We start from the raw sequence: 18218 nt of genomic DNA on the forward strand, positions 1-18218 counted from the left end.
AGAACTATCGAAAGCAGGATTGCAAATGACTTCAGTACTGGCTCCGGACCAGCTTGGTCCCACGGTTTGCGTAGGGGAGATCCTCGTCGAGATCGTCGCCACGACGGTGGGAGACGGTTTTCTCGAAGCCCAGCCGCTCGTCGGTCCGTTCGCGAGCGGGGCGCCGGCGATCTTCATCTCGCAGTGCGGCCGCCTGGGCGGCAAGGCCGCCATGGTCGGCGCGGTCGGCGATGACGATTTCGGTCGTGTCAATACCGATCGCCTCAAACGTGACGGCGTCGATGTTTCGACGATCTCGATCGATCCGGACTATCCAACAGGAAGCGCGTTTGTTCGCTACCGCAAGGATGGCTCCCGGGATTTCGTCTACAACATCGCCACATCAGCAGCTGCGCGCTTCGGCTGGTCTCAAGCGGTCGCCGATCTCATCAATCGGAGCGGCCATCTTCACGTGATGGGTTCGGCTCTGACTGTCCCCAGCGCGCGCGCGGTGATCGACAAGGCGGTCGACATCGTCAAGGCACGCGGGGGAACGCTCTCGGTGGATCCGAACATTCGCAAGGAATTGAAGCTGGACGCGGACACCGAGCGCCGGTTTTCCATGCTCGTCGCCGCCGCCGATCTGCTTCTGCCGTCCGGAGAGGAACTTGAGCGTGCCGCAGGTGTCGAAGGCGAGGCAGAGGCGATCCGCCGCTTGTTCGAGATTGGCGTCAAGGAGGTCGTGCTGAAGCGCGGAGCCGAAGGCGCGACCTATTTCGGCAGGGAGGGAGACCGCATCGACGCTCCGGCATTTGTCGTTCAGGAGGTCGACCCCACGGGCGCCGGCGATTGCTTCGGCGGTGCCTATCTCACCTGCCGGCGGCTCGGAATGTCTCAGAAGGAAGCGCTTACCTATGCCTCGGCCGCTGGCGCCCGCAACGTGATGGTCCTTGGTCCGATGGAAGGTGCCGGCACTCAGCAAGAACTCGATGCGTTTATCGCTTCAACGGAAAGGCGCCCGTGATGCAGGTGCATCTCAACGATCTGGCCAAGCTGAGGATCGAAGGCCACCCGAGAGGTGTGACCTCCGTCTGCTCCGCCCATCCGATCGTGCTTCGAGCAGCACTCCGACACGGGCGGCAACACGAGAGCACCGTCCTGATCGAAGCGACCTGCAACCAGGTCAATCACCTCGGCGGCTACACCGGAATGACGCCAAGCGACTTCGCGTCCCTCGTAATGAAGATCGCGGCGGAGGAAGGGTGCCCCGAAAAACTCATCGTTCTCGGCGGTGACCACTTCGGCCCCAATCCTTGGCGCGACCGCCCGGCGGAAGAGGCCATGGCCGAGGCCGAGAAGATGGTTGCCGCCTATGTCGACGCCGGATTCCGCAAGATTCACCTCGATGCTTCGATGGGCTGCAAGGGCGAGCCGGTGGCGCTCGACGACGAAACCACGGCCCATCGTGCCGCCCGGCTGGCGGCGGTCGCCGAGGCGTCGGCGAAGAAGAGCGGCGGCGCAATGCCGGTTTACGTCATCGGCACCGAAGTGCCGCCGCCTGGCGGGGCCGATCATGCCCTCACATCAATCGAACCGACGGCCGCCGCAGCGGCGCTGAAGACGATCGAAGTCCACCGCCGGATCTTTGCGGAGGCAGGACTCGGGCAAGCGTTTGGACGGGCCATCGGGCTGGTCGTTCAGCCGGGCGTCGAGTTCGGCAATCACAATGTGATCCTTTATGATCGCAGCAAGATAGACGCGCTGAAATCTGTGCTGACTGAGGAGCCGCAATTCGTGTTCGAGGCTCACTCGACGGATTATCAGGGGACCCGGCCGTTGACCGCGCTGGTGGAGGACGGGTTTCCCATTCTCAAGGTCGGTCCCGAGCTGACCTTCGTCCTGCGCGAGGCGCTCTATGCGCTGGATGCGATCGCGTCGGACCTCTTGCCCGATTACGGCGAGCGTCCGCTCTATGCGGCGATGGAAGCGCTGATGCTCGATCAGCCCGGCAATTGGAGCCGCCACTACCACGGGACGAACGCCGAGATGCGCTGGCTGCGGCACTATTCGCTGTCTGACCGCATCCGCTATTATTGGGCGTCAGCTGAAGCACAAGAGGCCGTCCGGCGGCTATGCGAGGCCCTTCGAGGCCAATCCGTACCGCTGCCATTGCTTTGGCAGCATATGCCGGCCGCGCAGGATTTCGCAGATACGCCACTCGATCCGGAACAGGTTTTGATCTGGAGGGTGACGAAGAGTCTCGCGGACTATCACGCCGCTTGCGGCGTCGGGAAGAACTAGCAATCAGGATCAAGACAGGAGGAGAAATCGATGAACGAATTGAATGGGAAGATCGCGGCGGTCACGGGTGCTGCGTCCGGAATAGGACTCGCTTCGACGGAGGCAATGCTCGCCGCTGGCGCGACGGTCGTGCTGGTGGACCGCGATGAGAAGGCCCTTGAGACAGTTTGCGCCCGGCTTGGCGAGCGCGCTATTCCGCTCAAGATCAACTTGCTGGATCCGAACGAGTGCGCGGGACTGCTCGATGGCGTCCTGTCGAAGACCGGCAAACTCGACATCCTGCATGCCAATGCAGGCACCTATATCGGCGGCGACCTGATGGAAACCGACCTCGATACCATCGATCGAATGCTCAATCTCAACGTCAATGTCGTCATCAAAAACGTTCGAAACGTCATTCCGCACATGATCGAACGTGGCACTGGCGACATTATCGTCACCAGCTCAGTCGCCGGACATTCGGCGATTCCATGGGAACCGGTCTATTCGTCATCGAAGTGGGCGATGACGTGCTTCGTCCAGACGATGCGACGCCAGCTTCTGAAAAATGGCATTCGTGTGGGGTCGGTTTCTCCAGGGCCGGTGATCAGCGCTTTGCTTGCGGATTGGCCGGAGGAAAACCTTCGCAAGGCCAAGGAAGCCGGCGCTCTGATCGAGCCCAAGGAAGTCGCCGACGCGATCATCTTCATGCTGACCCGTCCGCGCAACGTCACCATCCGTGATATCGTGGTGCTTCCAAGCGCCTTTGACATCTGAAGGAGCCGAACATGAGTTACCAGCAGAAATTTCGCCTCGACGGCGAACGGGCGGTGGTCACGGGCGGAGGGCGCGCGATCGGGCTGTGCTGCAGCGAGGCGCTGGCGGAGGCGGGCGCCGCCGTCGTCGTTATCGAACGCAACGAGGCCGACGCTGAGCAAGCGCTTGCGTTACGCGACAAGGGGTACGACGTCGAAGTCCGGGTCGGCGACGTCACCGACGCAGCCCGAATGGACGCAATCGCAACCGAGCTTGCCGATGGCGGCCGGCCGGCATCGATCCTCGTGAACAATGCCGGAATAGGCCAGAGTGGCATCCCGGCGGAGGAGCTCACCGACGCAGATTGGCTGCGCATGATGGACGTCAATCTCAACGGCGTCTTCTGGTGCTCGCGCGCCTTCGGTCGTCCCATGATTTCGATGAAACGGGGCGCGATCGTGAATCTCGGCTCGATGTCGGGGCACATCTGCAACCGGCCCCAGCCTCAGACGGCTTATAACGTCTCCAAGGCAGCAGTCCATCACCTCACGCGCTCTTTGGCCGCCGAGTGGGCGCACCACGGCATCAGGGTAAATGCCGTCGCGCCCACCTATATCGAGACGCCGATGGTAGTGGCCGTCGAAGCCAATCGCGAGCGTATTCCGCTCTGGCTCGCCGACACGCCGATGGGCAGGATGGGAACGCCGGAAGAGGTTGCAAGCGCCGTCCTCTTCCTCGCGTCGGGCGCCGCCAGCCTTATGACCGGATCAATCGTCAACGTCGATGCAGGGTTCACCTGCTGGTAGTGCTTGCGCGGGCGAGGCGCGAGCGGCGCCTGGTCCCCATGGGGAAGGCCGGCTACGGACAAATCAAGAATGTGGAAACGTTACCACATTTTCTTGACTCGCAATTCTGCTCTGTTTATTCGAATGTGGAAACGTTGCCATATCTGGGAGGAGCATAATGAAATCCGCGCGGTTGAACCGACTTTTCGGCGTGTCTGGAAATTGTTTTGACGTTGCTATCGATCACGGCATGTTCAATGAACGGACTTTCCTTGCCGGCATCGAGAACATGAAGACTGCCATCGAGGTGATCGCGCAAGCGGCGCCGGATGCCATTCAGCTGCCGCCGGGCACGGCACCCCTTCTGCAGGCTATTCCCGGCAAGCAGCGCCCGGCATTGGTTCTGCGCACCGACATCGCCAACATCTATGGCAATCCCCTGCCGTCTCAGCTGTTCTCCGAAATGATCGACAGGGCGGTGGAACAGGGCGTTGCATTGGATGCGGCCTGTGTCGTCGTCAATCTCTTGATGCTGCCGGACCAGCCGGAAGTCTACCGCGCCTGCGTGCGCAATGTGAACAGCTTGAAACGCGAATGCGAGATCTACGGCATGCCGCTGATGGTCGAGCCGCTTGTCATGCAGGACAATTCCAAGGGCGCCTACATGGTCGACGGCGCGATCGACAAGATCCTGCCGCTTGTGCGCCAAGCCGCCGAACTCGGCGCCGATATCATCAAGGCCGACCCCTGCGACAATGTCGAGGAATATCACCGCGTGGTCGAGATCGCTCAGGGCCTGCCGGTCCTCGTACGCGGCGGCGGCCGCGTTTCGGATCAGGAAATCCTGATCCGCACCAAGCAGTTGATGGAGCAGGGCGCCCGTGGCATCGTCTATGGCCGCAACGTCATTCAACACAACAATCCCGGCGGCATGACGCGGGCCTTGATGGCGATCGTCCATGACAAGGCTTCCGTCGAGCAAGCCTCGCTTCATGTTGGCTGACGCGCCTGGGGAGGAGATGTCATGACGAAAATATTCCGCTTCGGCGTCATCGGCTGCGGTCTGATGGGGCGCGAGTTCGCGAGTGCTGCGGCGCGCTGGCTGCATCTGGCCGATGTGAAGGCGCGACCGGAAATCGTCGCGGTCTGTGATGCCAACGCGACGCTGCTCGACTGGTTCAGGGATCATGTGCCGACCGTTCGGCAGTTCACAGCCGACTATAAGGAGCTTCTGGCCAATCCGGAGGTCGATGCGGTCTATTGCGCTGTCCCGCATGTGCTGCACCAGCAATTCTATATCGACATCCTGAAGGCCGGAAAGCATCTTCTCGGCGAAAAACCCTTCGGCATGGACGCCGCTCAGAACCGGGAAATCATGGCGGTTCTTGCTGAGCATCCCGAACTCCTGGTCCGCTGCTCGTCGGAAATGCCTTTCTTCCCCGGCGCACAGAAGGTCATCGCGCTCGCAAAAAGCGGCGAGATGGGGGATGTCCTCGAAGTCGAGGCGGGTTTCCTGCACTCTTCGGATATTGACCGGCAGAAGCCGATCAACTGGAAGCGCATGGCCGAGATCAATGGCGACTATGGCTGCATGGGTGATCTCGGCATGCATGTGCTGCACGTGCCGCTGCGTCTCGGCTGGCGCCCGACGACCCTGCATGCGCAACTGGTCAAGAAGGTTACCGAACGTCCCGACGGCAAGGGCGGCATGCTGCCCTGCACCACCTGGGACAATGCCACGATCAGCAGCCGCGTACGCACCGGGGATCAGGATTTCCCTATGGTGCTGAAAACCTGGCGCATCGCGCCCGGCGAATCCAACACCTGGTACATCAGGGTTCTCGGCATGAAGAAAAGCGCATTCTTCAGCACGAAGTCGCCGCGCCAGTGGCAGTGGATGGATTATAATGGCGGAGCGCAGGCTTGGAGCACCGAGGATCTTGGCTATGGCTCGCTGTTTCCGGCCATAACAGGCAAGATCTTCGAATTCGGTTTTGCCGACGCCATACAGCAGATGTGGGCGGCCTTCGTCGATGAGCTTGCCGGCGGGGATGCGAACGGTTTCGGCTGCGCGACGCCGGCGGAGGCGCAGGAGCATCATGCGGTTCTGACGGCAGCCCTTAAATCCGGTCGCGAGGACGTCGTGGTACCGGTCGCGTATGACGGGGCGTCCGTCTGATGCAGCGCTCTGCGATCAACGCCGCGTTGCTGCGGGCAACCGAGACCCTCGAGCGCTGGCACTGGTCCCTGCCGGCATGGGGGTATTGGACGGCGGCGGATTTTGCCGCACATCCGGAGGCTTCATCCTATTTGCGCGCCCATCAGCTGGGTTGGGATGTCACCGATTTCGGCTCGAACCGGTTTGCCGAATGCGGCCTCGTGTTGTTCTGCCTGCGCAATGGCATCGTTGATGTCGAGGGGGAGCGGACTTATGCCGAAAAGCTGCTCTTCGTCGAAGAAGGCCAGGTCACGCCGACGCACCGCCATGCGGTGAAGATGGAAGACATCATCAATCGTGCCGGCGGCGATCTCATCATCGAATTCGCCGCAACCGATGCCGATGGCAATGTGCTGAAGGAGGATGTGACGGTTCCGGTCGACGGGCTGCCGCACCGGCTCGCGGCATGGGAGCCGCTGGTTCTCCAGCCTGGCCAGAGCGTGACGATCCGCACCGGGCTTTACCACCGCTTTTACGGCAGGAAAGGGGGCGGACCTGTCCTTGTCGGCGAGGTCAGCCAGGTCAACGACGACAACAGCGACAATTTCTTTCTGGAACCGATCGGGCGCTTTGCCGCGATCGAGGAAGACGAGCCGCCGCTGAGACCCTTGTGGAATGAAGGAGTCGGCTGATGCGAGCCGGGGATGAGGTTTGCGATCGCGATAGTCAGAAGCAGGGCGGCATCGTCTGCGCGGGAAACTTCATCGTCGATCGCGTCCACACCCTGTCCTATTGGCCAGAACAGGGCAATCTCGCGCATATCCTGCACCAGGATCTGGGCGTGGGGGGCGGGGCGGCCAATGTCGTCACCGATCTGGCCTCGCTCGGATTTCCCGGAAAGCTGGCGGCGGCCGGATGCATCGGCGCTGATCAGGACGGAGAGATCGTCAAGGCCCGCCTTACGGTTGCCGGCGTCGATGTCGGTGGGTTGACGGCGCTTGCCGACCGGGTGACGGCGCATACGCATGTCATGAATGTGCCCGGCCAGAACCGGACCTTCTTCTATCATGGCGGCGCCAACGATGCCGTCACGGATGAGCTTGTCTCACCCGCAGCCTTCGCCAAGGCCGGCTATCGGCTGTTCTATCTCGGTTATCTCATGCTGTTGCCGGGTCTCGACCGCATCAGCCCCGACGGTCGTTCGGGAGCATCGCGCCTGCTGGAAGCCGCGCGCCGCGCGGGGCTGACGACCTGCGTGGATTTCGTATCGAGCGAAGACCCGGACTTTGCCGCCAAGGTCGGCGTCGCTCTGCCCTTCTGCGATTTCCTGATCATCAACGAGATGGAGGCGGGTCGGGCAACCGGCGTCATCGTTCGCGATGCGAAGGGAGATTTGATCGAGGCGGGACTTTTGGAAGCGGGCGAGCGCCTGCTTGCCGCAGGCGTCACCAAAGGCGCGATCATCCATGCGCCGGAAATCTGCTTCTGGTTTGCATCAGGCGCTTCCCCGATCATGACGCGTTCACGACCCGTCGATCCCGATGACATCGTCAGTACGGTCGGCGCAGGAGACGCCTTCTGTGCCGCCGTGCTCTACGGCCTGCATGAGAACTGGCCTGTCGAGCATATCTGCGCCGTCGCCCATGCGGCGGCTGCGCATTGCCTCGCGGGTGCGACGGCCACCGACTGCATCCCCGACCTGTCTGTGCTCCTTCGGGAGGCGCAGGAGGCGAACCCGCAATCCGCATAGCCCATTGGCGTCGTCTCAGGAAAGGGCGGCGCCGATCACCATCCAGTCAGAATGGAGGAGCAGACATGAAGCTATTCACGATGGCAGCCGCGCACGGCACCCTTGCCGGCGCACGTCCGACCGGGGAGGCAGTGCGATGACCCATACGGAAACGGCGCGGCTCTCGGGCAAGGTGGCATTGGTCACAGGGGGAGCGAGCGGCATCGGCAAAGCAGTATGCGAACGCTTCGCCGCCGAAGGCGCTAGGGTTGTCGTGGCGGATCTCGACGGTGAACGATGCGCACGGGTGGCGGAAGCGATCGGTCCGCATGCCTGGGGTGTGGCGCTTGACGTGACCAGCCAGGAGAGCATCGAAGAAGCTGCACGCTTCACTATAACCACTGCCGGTCAGATCGATATCCTGGTCAATGCCGCAGGCATTTACGAGGTCGAGTCCATTCTGGAAATATCCCGGGAGCGGACCGCTAGGGTATTTCAGGTCAATATCGAAGGCGTGATTTTCATGACACAGGCCGTTGCCCGGCACATGGTGGAGAGAGGGGAAGGTGGACGCATCATCAACTTCTCGTCCCAGGCTGGGCGTCGGGGCGAAGGACCTGCCGTGGCTTACTGCGCATCCAAGGCGGCGGTCATCAGCATCACCCAAAGCTGCGCTCTGGAGCTGATCCGGTACGGGATCAACGTCAACGCCATTGCTCCCGGCGTCGTCGATACGCCGATGTGGGACGTCGTCGATGCAAAACTCGGCAGCCGGGAAGGTTTGAAACCCGGTGACGTCAAGCGCCGCGTGGCCGCCGCCGTTCCCGCCGGACGATTTGGCGTGCCCCAAGAACAAGCTGCAATGGCCGCCTTCCTGGCCGGGCCTGATGCAGCATACATCGTGGCGCAGTGCTACAATGTCGACGGCGGCAATGTCATGAGCTGAGCGCTTGAGCCGCGTCGCGGGTGCATCATCCTGCAAGGCGGCTTCATCAGCACGATCGGCAATCGAACTTGAGGTCTGGAGGAGTGGAATGAAGGCTGTACGCTTGGACTCGATCGGGTCTTCGACCATGCGCAACGTTGAGAAGCCGGTTGCCGGGCCAGGCGAGCTGCTTGTCCGGGTGGCAGCCGCCGGCATCTGCGGTTCCGATCGCCACATGTACAAGGGCGAATATCCGACTGCGATCCCCGTCACGCTGGGCCACGAATTCTGCGGCATCGTGGAAGAGATCGGCGATGGTGTGACACGGTTTGCCGGCGGGGAGCTCGTGACGGTCGACCCCAATATCGCCTGCGGCATCTGTCCGGCTTGCACGCAGGCGCGGCCGAACCTATGCGAGAGCTTGACTGCCATCGGCGTGACGCGGGATGGCGGCTTTGCGGAATATGTGGCGGTGCCGCACGCGCAGGCCTTCAGGCTGCCGGCCGACCTCGATCCCGTTCACGGCGCCTTCAGTGAACCGCTGGCCTGCTGTATCCACGCCATCGACAAGGCAAGGATCCGTGCGGGCGACAGCGTCGCGATCCTCGGCGGGGGCGTGATCGGTCTGCTGATGGTGCAACTGGCCCGCCTGGCGGGGGCGAGCGAGATCATTTTGATCACGCGCCAGCAGTCGAGACGCCAAACCGCTCTGCGCCTGGGGGCGACGCACGCCTTCGACCCGGCCTCCTCGGACACGATCGCTTCCGTGCGAGAGGTTACCAAAGGCGGCACAGACGTGGTCATCGAGTGCGCCGGCGTGCCCGACACGCTTCAAAGCGGTCTGAGGATGGCGCGGCGCGGTAGCACATTCGTGCTTTTCGGGGTCACGCCGGCAGGTGTCGAGGTGCCGGTTCTGCCCTTCGATCTGCTGGTGAACGAAGTCGATATCAGGCCGGCCTACCTCAATCCTTTCACCCATTCGCGCGCTGCGGCAATGGTCGCGAGCGGGGTGTTGGAACTGGACGCATTGGTCACCAAAACCATCGGTCTCGAGGAGGTCGCCGACGTGGTGGGCAACGCGCCATTGCCGGGCGAGATCAAGGTCATCGTCCGACCCTAGCTTTGCCGTGCCTCTCTGATCCGCACCGCCTGCTCAGCTGCGGACGGGGCCGGTAGAATCACGCTCGATCAGCGTGACCGGCACTTTTACGACCGCGCCTTGAGATTCGTCCCCTGTTTGGTGCTCCTCGATCAGCGCTTCCAGCAGCCGTGCTGCCTGCCGCCCGACATCGCGGATCGGCTGCGCGACCGTTGTCAGCCGCGGAAAGACATAGGCTGCCTCCGGCAGGTCGTCGAAGCCGACAACCGAATAGTCGTTCGGAACGGAAAATCCGCGATCCTGAATGGCGTGGATTGCGGCAATCGCCGAAACGTCGGTTGTGCCGATGATCGCGGTGACCTCAGGGCGAGACGCCAGCAATTCTCGCGCCAGTCGGTAGGTTTCCGCAAAGCTGTGCTCTTCCGCCATCGCCACGATGGCAGGTGCGATGCCATCCTTGGCCATTTCCGCCGTGATGCCCTGAAGACGAAGCTGGATAGGCTGGCTGTGTGCCGGTGCGCCGACGATGGCGATCGCCCGGTGGCCGAGGTCGATCAGATGGCGCGCCATCAGCCGTCCGCCTTCCGCATGATCGGCCATGACAGCATCGTCGGCGATGCCGTTCAGCTCGCGGTCAATGGCGATGATCGGAATACGGGCGTCCCTGAGCACCCCGAAATGCTCGATACTGCCGAAGGCGCTAGCCACGATGACGCCATCGACGCGCTGAGCGAGCAGCATGGAGATATAGCGCACCTCGTGGTCCATGTTTTCCGCCGTGCTGCAGATCAACGTCTGATAGCCGTGCTGGAACAATTCCTGTTCGATGGCATGGGCCAGGATGCCGAAGAAAGGCACTTCAATCGACGGCAGCATCAGTCCGATCATCCGGCTTGGTGCACCGCGCAGCATACGTGCACCCTTGCTGGGTGTGTAGTTCAGTGTTCGGATTGCCGCCTCGACCCGGTCCCTGAGCTCAGGCGAGGCATAACCGCTGTTGTTGAGAACACGCGAGACCGAAGAGACTGACGTTCCTGCAAGCTTAGCGATATGTCTGATGCTGGTCGTCACGTGCTCGCATTTCTTTCTCTACGGCGCCGCGCGTCTTTTCAGACGCGCATAGGACTCTAGCACAGGAGCGGTCGAACATTCATCAGGCGGGCTGCTGAAGTTCGCCTTCATTTCATCATCCACTAGATCATTAGCGGGACGCCGCATCAAGCACGCGCCGAACGTGTGGGCTCCCCTCCATGCCTCAGCGAAGAAACGCCCATCTACCGAATATTTTGGCAATCACGTTCCCGTTTTCGCGTCGTAGCTGCCCATGGACAGTTTTTTGGTCGCCGGAAAAATCAACAAGGTCGAAGAAAACGCTTTCATTTCGTTCGATATTTCCCAGGAAGAAGACGTCCTTACGGACGACCGGCCCCTTGCAGGGAAACCAGTTTTCCATGGCGCGATCGGCGAGAGCCTGATACTCGGCAAAGTAAAACAGTCCCGCGCCGTTAAACTCCTGCGAGGCGCTGGGATCAAACCGAAAAGTTCGGAGCGCTTTGTTGGCGAGTACAGGAAACCCGAAATGCGTTGCTAACCGCCCATTCCGGATGTCTGCAGCATTCTGGGCCAGAAGACTAGGCTGGAACCGTTGTCCCTGCGGCTCAGGCAATGTCACACGGGCTATCGAGTGATTGTTGTCTTTGATCGTTCTGTAAACGAAGGTTGAGATGAGTTCGACGGCGCCGACGCTTCGTCCGTGAACAGACAATTCGTGTCGGGTCGAAGTCCGGGTTCGCGAGACTGCGGACAGTCTCGAATGGATGGTCAATATATTGTTCGCCTGCACGATGTCGAAACGCGCATCCGTAAGTGACGTTGCACAGATCGCGGCATAGACCTCCTCACCATCGGCCGTTCTGAAATCCGCATTGTCGAGCCCGAGATGACAGGCGAGCATCAGCCAGTGACGATGACCGAGTTCCTTCATCAGCCATGTCTCAGACAGCCCGTTTCCATTCAAATGGGGCATGCCGAGCAGCATATGCGGATCAAGGGTACGTTCCATCAGGTCGCGTGCCGAAGGTCCTGCGGGCGGAAAATCGAGAAGGGCCGCGCTCATCATCAGGCGCTGACCGATTGCTTGAGAGACGATGTCTGCGCCGAACGTCGAGCTGCGAGATGCTCGACCACATGTTCGGCATCCCTACCGACGCTGAGGAACCGGCCCGAGCCCCAGGTCCAGAGCCAGGGAAGTCCCAGCACGTAGACGCCATCGACGACGGTGACGCCGCGGCGATGAACGGGATAGGCATTGCCATCGAAGATCGGCAGTCCGACGAAGGACCAATCTGGACTGAATCCCGTTGCCCAAATGACCGAGGTGATCCCCTCCGCCTTCAGGTCGAGTTCGGCGATCTCCGCCTCAGGCTCCCAGACGGGGACATAGGGGGACCCGGCGGGAGCATCGATGCCCTTTTCGGCGATGTGCCGGTCAATCAGGGCATTAATGCCGTTGTAGACACGGTCGGCGCCGTCGAGATTGGCCTTCAGGTTCGGCTCGAACAGCATCCGGCCGGCGGCGACGCCGGACATGCGGCCATAAAGCGCCATGCCCTCCAGCGCGAACTTGCGCAGATCGATATCGCGTCCGCCGTCGCGTCCTGTCAGATAATGGTTGGTATCGTGCTTCTTCTTCGTCATGCCATCATGTTCGACCGTGATGTCGTACTGGCCGATATCGGAAAGCCAGTCGACCACATCGCGACCGCGATAGAACCGGGCGCAGCGTGGCGCGTTGCCGGTGACGAGATGCACCTTGCGGCCGGCCAGATGCAGATCCTCTGCAATCTGGCAGCCGGACTGGCCGGAGCCGACCACGATGACGCCGCCTTCCGGCAGGTGATCGGCGCTGCGGTAGGCGGCGGTATGGATCTGCATGATGTCCTCGGGCAGGCGCTCGCCAGCACGCGGAATGGCCGGATCTGCATAGAGGCTGGTGGCGATCACCACGGCATCGGCGGTTACCGCGCCAGCCGAAGTCGCCAGCCGGAAGAGGTCGCCATGCTTTTCGAGCGACGTCACGCTGGTTTGCTCAAAGACCGGCGCATCGACCTTTTTCACAAAGCGATCGACATAGGCGAGGATCTCGTCCTTGACCATAAAACCGTGCGGTTCCGTGCCGTCATAGGGATGGTCGGGAAGCTGGCATTGCCAGTTCGGCGTCACCAGGCAGAAGGCGTCCCAGCGTTCGTTCTTCCACTTATGCGCAACGGTCTTCTTCTCGAAGACCACGTGATCGATGCCGTGCCCCTTCAGATAATGAGAGGCCGAGAGCCCGGCCTGGCCACCGCCGATGACGACTGCACTGTAATGGCTCTTGAGGAATGGTGTGGTCATGGTGGGTCCTTTCAAAGGATGAAGCTTTCGCAGCGGACTTCGGCCCCTGCGTCGGTGAGATAGGGAGTGGCGGCCTGTTCGATGCGCGACAGCTGGCCGAGCGCTAGGGAACAGGGATAGCCGTATTTCGCCTTGACCCTGTCGCTGGCGATGGTCAGCGCCGTGCGGCTGCGATCGAGAAAGTCGGACAGCGGATAGCTTCGGCCCTCGGCGAAATAGTCCTTGATCACCAGGGAGGGCGAGTAACAGGTCTCCTTGCGGCCATCCGGCCAGGCAATGACGAACCGCATTTCAGGCATGGTTGGGCTCCAACAGACTGTGATAGCGGGCAAGATGGGCTATTGCGGTTTGGTGCCAGCCATGGCGGGCGGCAACCTCGAGACCACGGGGAATGATCTGCTCGCGGATCGGTGCGACCAGCGCCAGCGCCATGCCCTCGGCAATGGAGACGGGATGGTGCGGATCGCACCAGATCGCATCGCCGGGACCCAGATATTCGGTGAAGGGCGCAATCGAGGACGTCACGACCGGAATGCCACTGGCCATGGCTTCGAGAACGACGAGGCCGAAACCTTCCTTGAACGAGGGAAATACCAGCGCATCCGCCAGCCGGTAGAGGCTGGGCATGTCGGTATCTGCTATCGGACCGGTGATATGCACCGCCGCGGCGTCCCGACCGAGGCAGGCGAGGCAAGAACGGAACTCTTCCTGATAGTCGCCATGGTCCAGGAGCGAGGCGCCCCCGGCAATGACGAGCTGGGCATCCGGCCGGATGGCGCGGACCTGACGAAAGGCTTCGAGAATACCAAGGGTGTTCTTTCGCGCCTCGATGCCGCCGACACTAAGGAAGATCGGCCCGCTTCCCAGCTGCAGCCTGTCGCTGAGAGCGACCTGCTCTCCGCTCCAGGCAGGCGAGAAGCGGGTGGTGTCGACACCATTGCCGACTACCACCGCATCAATGCCGCGATCCTCTCTCAGCTTGTCCCGCCAGAGGCGGCTGACGGCGAAGAAGATATCGGCCGCGTCGATCGCGCGATCTTGCAAAGTCATGAGACGCGGATCGGCGAACTGGTCGATGTGGTGGACCGTGCGGGCAAAATTCGGGATCAGGCCCTCCAGCTTGAGGGTTGCCAGCGCATTGCCGGAAATGCCGTCATGGGCGTGGAACAGGTCGAAGCCATTGGTTGCGGTTCTTCGGAAATAACCGACATAGTCAGCAATCCGCTGCTCGACCATTTGCGTCATGTCCGCGGGTGCCGGCGGCACGGCAATGCAGGCCGTGCCGCAGGAGGGTTGACGAAAGAAGCCCGCCCCCTTGGCATCAGGCGCATGCAGGACCACCTCATGGCCAAGCGAGGTCAGCGCTTCCGAAAGCTGCATGGCATGAACCACGCCGCCACGCGGATTGGTGGAATGGGTCAGCATGGCAATGCGCAGGGTTCGGTGCGGCGGGAGGCTCATGCGGCGACATCCTGTCGACCGAGCTGCAAAAGGGGTGTTTCGGCATGATTGCGCACCACTGCACGGCTCTCGCCATCGACCAGTGCGACCTCGGCACCAGCCACGACTGCGCCGATGACCGCGGCGCTGATGCCGCGCGCGGTGAAGCGGGTGACGACATCGACCGCATGTTCCGGCGCGACCGAGAGCAGATAGCCGAAGCTCGGAAAGGTGACGAGCCAGCGGTCAAGGCTCACACCGGCGGGCAGGGGAATGGCGGTGACGTCGATATCGATGCCGACATGCGAACATTCGGCCAGCATGATGGCCGTGCCGATGATGCCGCCCTGGCTGATATCCTTCGCAGACAGCGCCAGCCCGGCCTCGGCGATCTCGGGTAGCAGCTCGAGGTCGCCGCGCAGGCGCGCCGGCGCGGCATCGGTGGCGGCTTCCCAGTTGTTGAAGGGTTCGCGGTAACGGCCGCGATGGTCGATCGCTGCAACCAGCACATCGCCCGGCTTTGCATCGAAGCTCGTCAGCAGCATCTTGGCACGACCGAGAATGGCGACCGACAATTGGCCGCGTTCGGTGCGGATATTGGTGTGCCCGCCGACGATCGGCACGCCAAAGGCGCTGGATGCCGCCCGCATGCCTTCGAGAACGGGTGTCGCGCCAGCCTCGCCATTGGCCCAGACGGCATCAACCACGGCGATTGGCCGGCCGCCCATGGCAACGACGTCGGAGATATTGACCATGACGCCGCACCAGCCGGCGAACCAAGGGTCGGCGGCGACGAACTCGTTCATGAACCCTTCGATGGCAAAAAGCAGATAACCGTCGCCATCGCGCAGCGCGGCGCAATCGTCGCCGACGGCAATCTGCTGCCCCTGCAGGCCGAGCCTTGCCGCGATCGTGCCGATATCCTGCTTGGCGGCGATGCCGCTGCTGGTCGAGAGTTTTGCCGCCAGGGTCTTGATGTCGATCGCGACCATTCTCACGCCGCCTTTCTGGAAAGGGCGGTGAAGCCTGCCTCGGGTGTGACGCAGGGCGGATAATAGGCAAGGTCGGCCTTCATCCTGAGATGCGGCTTGCCGTAGACCTCGAACTCCTCGAGCACATCCCAGTGCAGCCTGCGGAACAGCAGACCGTTCTGAACCTGCACATTGGCGAGAAATGTGTGGCATCCGATCGCATTGGCGGAGGATACGGCGAGCTTGATCAGGGTCGCCCCCAGGGCGCCGATCTTGCGAAAATCCGGATGGACCGCCAGTCGCGAGCCCCACCAGAGGCCGGGTTCGGCCTGATGGATGCGCACCGCTCCGACCAACTGGTCGGCGGCAATGCCGAGCATGGAGAGAGCCACGATCGGGATGGCGTCATCGTCGATCGCGTCGCGGTCATCGCCTTCGAAGATCCGCTGTTCCTCGCAGAAGACGGCACGGCGTAGCGCATGCGCTTCGCGGCGCTCCCAGGCGGAGGTTGCGAACTTTACCTGGAATTCGCTCGAGCGATAGGGAGCAAAGGCTTCGAGCATCATTTGGTGAGCATCCTTTCATAGGTGGAAAGGGCGGAGCAGGCGCCGCATTTGCCGCAGCCGGCCTTGATGTCGACGGCCTTCAAGCCGCTGTCGACCAGCATCCTGGACAGGGGTCCGAGGATCGAGTGCATGAAGTCGGGCCTCGGCGCCGGGTGGCTTTCGAGCGGCGTGCCGGAGATCGGCACGAAGGGCACGACGAAGGGATAGACGCCGAGTGCAACCAGCTTTTCGCAGATATCCAGAATGGCTTCACGGCTGTCGCCGAGACCCGCCAGAATGTAGGTCGAGACCTGGCCGCGCCCGAAAACCTCCACTGCGGCCCTGAACGAGGCCATGTATTTGGCGATCGAGACCTGCGCCTTGCCCGGCATGACGCGGGCGCGCACCTCTGGCGTCACGGCTTCCAGATGCATGCCCAGTGCATCGACGCCGGCCTCCTTCATGCGGGTGAACCATATATCGTCTTCCGGCGGCTCGCATTGCGCCTGGATGGGAATATTAACGGCCGCCTTGATGGCGCGGGCGCTGTCGGCGAGGATCGCAGCGCCGCGGTCGTCGCCCTTCGGCGTGCCGGTGGTCATCACCATATGCTTGACGCCGTCCAGTTCGACGGCGGCCTTGGCGACTTCGGCGAGCTGCTCTGGCGTCTTGTGGGCAATGGTACGGCCGGCGGCCAGCGATTGGCCGATGGCGCAGAACTGACAGGTCTTGGTGCGGCTCTGATAGCGGATGCAGGTCTGCAGCACGGTGGTAGCGAGCACGTCCTTGCCGTGCAGAACGGCGATCTGCGAATAGGGAATGCCGTCAGCGGTCGAGCGCTCGTAGAAGCGCGGGCGCAGGGGAAAGGAAACCTCGCCCAGCACCGTGCCGTCCCGGCTGATACGGCTGCGGCCCATCTCGTCCGGCTTTTCCACCAGATAGGGGCTCTCGAACGCAGGTGCGGTGTGAACCGGCACCATCACCGTCATGCCGTCAATGGTCAGCGCCTTGTGGTCGGAAGGTCCGGCACCACCGCGGCGGCTTTCATGCCCGGCCTTAGGGTCAACGAGCCGGGCTCCGTAGGACTGCAATTCGTTGATCAGAATCTCGGTCGGCAGACGTATCGTATTCTCCATCGGAAAGGATCCTTGCTTCGGCTGTGGGGAGGGATGGCTGGGAGGTGGTGACCATTGGCGCCGTGGCGCGGCCATCCATGACAAGATGCAGCAGCTCGGGCCGGGCATAATGGCCGACCGAATCCATCATCCGCTTGCGTTTGACGATCAGGCTCATGTCGAGATCGGCGATCAGGATGCCTTCGCCCTCTGTGAGCGGCGGCACGACGTGTTTGCCTTCCGGCGAGATGATTGCGGTCATGCAGCCGCCGCGCAGCGCCTTCTGCAGACCGGCGTCGGACGTGATGGAGGCAATCTGCTCGTCGGTCAGCCAGCCTGTGGCATTGACCACGAAACAACCGCTTTCCAGCGCGTGGTGGCGGATGGTGACTTCCATCTGGTCGGCAAAAATCGGTCCGACCATCGAGCCCGGAAACTGGGCGATATGGATATCCTCGTGCTGGGCCATCAGGGCGTAGCGGGCCAGTGGATTGTAATGCTCCCAGCAGGCCAGCGCCCCAACGCGTCCGACGGCGCTGTCGACCACCTTCAGGCCGGAGGCGTCGCCCTGGCCCCAGATCATTCGCTCATGAAAGGTTGGGGTGATCTTGCGACGCTTGAGGAGGAGCGTGCCATCGGCATCAAACAGCAGCTGGGCATTATAGAGCGATCCGTGGTCACGCTCGTTGACGCCAAGCGCCACAACGATGCCATGCTGGCGGGCGGCTGCCGAGACGGCATCGGTGGCAGCACTCGGCACCGTGACGGCTTCCTCATAAAGTCGCACATGCTCCTTGCCGGAAAAAACCGGCGGCAACACGAAGGAAAAATAGGGGTACCAGGGGACGAAGGTTTCGGGAAAGACGATCAGCTCGGCGCCTTTGGCGGCGGCCTCACGAATTGCGTCCAGCACGCGGGCCAGTGTTTTCTCGCGCGAGGTCAGATCCGGCGCGATCTGCGCGGCGGCAACCCGGACGCTCGGTTTTTTCTCCATGACGAAATCCTCGATTAACGTGTGGGGAGGCGGAGCGCCAAGGCTCCGC

19 protein-coding genes are annotated in these 18218 nt (G+C 62.1%); 10 read left to right on the plus strand and 9 right to left on the minus strand.

Annotated elements, in window-relative coordinates; all coding sequences use genetic code 11:
- Positions 1-25: 25 nt before the first annotated feature.
- From U5G49_RS01375 to U5G49_RS01420, 10 genes are all read left to right on the plus strand, one after another.
- Positions 26-1003, plus strand: coding sequence for a tagatose kinase (locus U5G49_RS01375; RefSeq protein WP_193446783.1), 978 nt, complete (start codon positions 26-28; stop codon positions 1001-1003).
- Positions 1003-2280, plus strand: a complete 1278-nt coding sequence (locus U5G49_RS01380; protein ID WP_193446824.1) for a D-tagatose-bisphosphate aldolase, class II, non-catalytic subunit — start codon at positions 1003-1005, stop codon at positions 2278-2280. Before U5G49_RS01375 ends, U5G49_RS01380 begins: the two co-directional genes overlap by 1 nt.
- A 30-nt stretch (positions 2281-2310) precedes the next feature.
- The gene (locus U5G49_RS01385) at positions 2311-3036 is read left to right on the plus strand and encodes an SDR family oxidoreductase (protein ID WP_193446784.1); all 726 of its coding nucleotides are present in this window, start codon (positions 2311-2313) and stop codon (positions 3034-3036) included.
- An 11-nt stretch (positions 3037-3047) separates the two neighbouring features.
- Positions 3048-3821: an SDR family NAD(P)-dependent oxidoreductase gene (locus U5G49_RS01390; protein ID WP_193446785.1), complete on the plus strand. Its 774-nt coding sequence runs from the start codon at positions 3048-3050 to the stop codon at positions 3819-3821.
- A gap of 157 nt (positions 3822-3978) precedes the next feature.
- Positions 3979-4803: a class I fructose-bisphosphate aldolase gene (locus tag U5G49_RS01395; RefSeq protein WP_193446786.1), complete on the plus strand. Its 825-nt coding sequence runs from the start codon at positions 3979-3981 to the stop codon at positions 4801-4803.
- A gap of 21 nt (positions 4804-4824) precedes the next feature.
- Positions 4825-5979, plus strand: a complete 1155-nt coding sequence (locus U5G49_RS01400; RefSeq protein ID WP_193446787.1) for a Gfo/Idh/MocA family protein — start codon at positions 4825-4827, stop codon at positions 5977-5979.
- Complete coding sequence (locus U5G49_RS01405) at positions 5979-6650, plus strand: D-lyxose/D-mannose family sugar isomerase (RefSeq protein WP_193446788.1); 672 nt, start codon at positions 5979-5981, stop codon at positions 6648-6650. The genes U5G49_RS01400 and U5G49_RS01405 overlap by 1 nt, the downstream gene beginning before the upstream one ends.
- On the plus strand, positions 6650-7708 hold the full coding sequence (locus U5G49_RS01410) for a carbohydrate kinase family protein (protein WP_193446789.1): 1059 nt from the start codon (positions 6650-6652) through the stop codon (positions 7706-7708). Before U5G49_RS01405 ends, U5G49_RS01410 begins: the two co-directional genes overlap by 1 nt.
- 136 nt (positions 7709-7844) lie before the next feature.
- The gene (locus U5G49_RS01415) at positions 7845-8633 is read left to right on the plus strand and encodes an L-iditol 2-dehydrogenase (RefSeq protein WP_193446790.1); all 789 of its coding nucleotides are present in this window, start codon (positions 7845-7847) and stop codon (positions 8631-8633) included.
- A gap of 88 nt (positions 8634-8721) precedes the next feature.
- Positions 8722-9732 carry a zinc-dependent alcohol dehydrogenase family protein gene (locus U5G49_RS01420; protein WP_193446791.1) on the plus strand — a complete coding sequence of 337 codons (1011 nt, stop codon included), beginning with the start codon at positions 8722-8724 and terminating at the stop codon, positions 9730-9732.
- A gap of 33 nt (positions 9733-9765) precedes the next feature.
- Here U5G49_RS01420 and U5G49_RS01425 read toward each other — a convergent pair whose 3' ends face one another.
- From U5G49_RS01425 to U5G49_RS01465, 9 genes are all read right to left on the minus strand, one after another.
- Positions 9766-10782 (minus strand): LacI family DNA-binding transcriptional regulator, encoded by a 1017-nt coding sequence (locus U5G49_RS01425; protein WP_193446792.1) that lies wholly within the window; start codon positions 10780-10782, stop codon positions 9766-9768.
- 184 nt (positions 10783-10966) lie between these two features.
- Positions 10967-11827 (minus strand): Pnap_2097 family protein, encoded by an 861-nt coding sequence (locus tag U5G49_RS01430; RefSeq protein ID WP_193446825.1) that lies wholly within the window; start codon positions 11825-11827, stop codon positions 10967-10969.
- Positions 11828-11829: 2 nt separating this feature from the next.
- Entirely contained in the window at positions 11830-13104 is a 1275-nt protein-coding gene (locus U5G49_RS01435) for an MSMEG_0569 family flavin-dependent oxidoreductase (RefSeq protein WP_193446793.1), read from the minus strand.
- Positions 13105-13115: 11 nt separating this feature from the next.
- Positions 13116-13403 (minus strand): MSMEG_0570 family nitrogen starvation response protein, encoded by a 288-nt coding sequence (locus U5G49_RS01440; RefSeq protein WP_018445851.1) that lies wholly within the window; start codon positions 13401-13403, stop codon positions 13116-13118.
- Complete coding sequence (locus U5G49_RS01445; protein ID WP_193446794.1) at positions 13396-14565, minus strand: MSMEG_0565 family glycosyltransferase; 1170 nt, start codon at positions 14563-14565, stop codon at positions 13396-13398. Before U5G49_RS01445 ends, U5G49_RS01440 begins: the two co-directional genes overlap by 8 nt.
- A complete protein-coding gene (locus U5G49_RS01450; RefSeq protein ID WP_130813303.1) occupies positions 14562-15536 on the minus strand; it encodes a sll0787 family AIR synthase-like protein in 975 nt (324 codons plus the stop codon). Before U5G49_RS01450 ends, U5G49_RS01445 begins: the two co-directional genes overlap by 4 nt.
- Positions 15537-15538: 2 nt before the next feature.
- Positions 15539-16081 carry an MSMEG_0567/Sll0786 family nitrogen starvation N-acetyltransferase gene (locus tag U5G49_RS01455; protein ID WP_193446795.1) on the minus strand — a complete coding sequence of 181 codons (543 nt, stop codon included), beginning with the start codon at positions 16079-16081 and terminating at the stop codon, positions 15539-15541.
- On the minus strand, positions 16078-17196 hold the full coding sequence (locus tag U5G49_RS01460) for an MSMEG_0568 family radical SAM protein (protein WP_166480616.1): 1119 nt from the start codon (positions 17194-17196) through the stop codon (positions 16078-16080). Before U5G49_RS01460 ends, U5G49_RS01455 begins: the two co-directional genes overlap by 4 nt.
- Positions 17123-18169, minus strand: a complete 1047-nt coding sequence (locus U5G49_RS01465) for a Nit6803 family nitrilase (RefSeq protein WP_047622574.1) — start codon at positions 18167-18169, stop codon at positions 17123-17125. The genes U5G49_RS01460 and U5G49_RS01465 overlap by 74 nt, the downstream gene beginning before the upstream one ends.
- Positions 18170-18218 lie beyond the last annotated feature (49 nt).

It is taken from the genome of Rhizobium indigoferae (genome assembly GCF_034554815.1).
Taxonomy (GTDB): domain Bacteria; phylum Pseudomonadota; class Alphaproteobacteria; order Rhizobiales; family Rhizobiaceae; genus Rhizobium; species Rhizobium leguminosarum.

Bases quoted from the DNA above. Each gene is read 5' to 3' on its own strand.
- U5G49_RS01375 (WP_193446783.1), top strand. From the start codon at position 26: ATGACTTCAGTACTGGCTCCGGACCAGCTTGGTCCCACGGTTTGCGTA.
- U5G49_RS01380 (WP_193446824.1), top strand. From the start codon at position 1,003: ATGCAGGTGCATCTCAACGATCTGGCCAAGCTGAGGATCGAAGGCCAC.
- U5G49_RS01385 (WP_193446784.1), top strand. From the start codon at position 2,311: ATGAACGAATTGAATGGGAAGATCGCGGCGGTCACGGGTGCTGCGTCC.
- U5G49_RS01390 (WP_193446785.1), top strand. From the start codon at position 3,048: ATGAGTTACCAGCAGAAATTTCGCCTCGACGGCGAACGGGCGGTGGTC.
- U5G49_RS01395 (WP_193446786.1), top strand. From the start codon at position 3,979: ATGAAATCCGCGCGGTTGAACCGACTTTTCGGCGTGTCTGGAAATTGT.
- U5G49_RS01400 (WP_193446787.1), top strand. From the start codon at position 4,825: ATGACGAAAATATTCCGCTTCGGCGTCATCGGCTGCGGTCTGATGGGG.
- U5G49_RS01405 (WP_193446788.1), top strand. From the start codon at position 5,979: ATGCAGCGCTCTGCGATCAACGCCGCGTTGCTGCGGGCAACCGAGACC.
- U5G49_RS01410 (WP_193446789.1), top strand. From the start codon at position 6,650: ATGCGAGCCGGGGATGAGGTTTGCGATCGCGATAGTCAGAAGCAGGGC.
- U5G49_RS01415 (WP_193446790.1), top strand. From the start codon at position 7,845: ATGACCCATACGGAAACGGCGCGGCTCTCGGGCAAGGTGGCATTGGTC.
- U5G49_RS01420 (WP_193446791.1), top strand. From the start codon at position 8,722: ATGAAGGCTGTACGCTTGGACTCGATCGGGTCTTCGACCATGCGCAAC.
- U5G49_RS01430 (WP_193446825.1), bottom strand. From the start codon at position 11,827: ATGAGCGCGGCCCTTCTCGATTTTCCGCCCGCAGGACCTTCGGCACGC.
- U5G49_RS01435 (WP_193446793.1), bottom strand. From the start codon at position 13,104: ATGACCACACCATTCCTCAAGAGCCATTACAGTGCAGTCGTCATCGGC.
- U5G49_RS01440 (WP_018445851.1), bottom strand. From the start codon at position 13,403: ATGCCTGAAATGCGGTTCGTCATTGCCTGGCCGGATGGCCGCAAGGAG.
- U5G49_RS01445 (WP_193446794.1), bottom strand. From the start codon at position 14,565: ATGAGCCTCCCGCCGCACCGAACCCTGCGCATTGCCATGCTGACCCAT.
- U5G49_RS01450 (WP_130813303.1), bottom strand. From the start codon at position 15,536: ATGGTCGCGATCGACATCAAGACCCTGGCGGCAAAACTCTCGACCAGC.
- U5G49_RS01455 (WP_193446795.1), bottom strand. From the start codon at position 16,081: ATGATGCTCGAAGCCTTTGCTCCCTATCGCTCGAGCGAATTCCAGGTA.
- U5G49_RS01460 (WP_166480616.1), bottom strand. From the start codon at position 17,196: ATGGAGAATACGATACGTCTGCCGACCGAGATTCTGATCAACGAATTG.
- U5G49_RS01465 (WP_047622574.1), bottom strand. From the start codon at position 18,169: ATGGAGAAAAAACCGAGCGTCCGGGTTGCCGCCGCGCAGATCGCGCCG.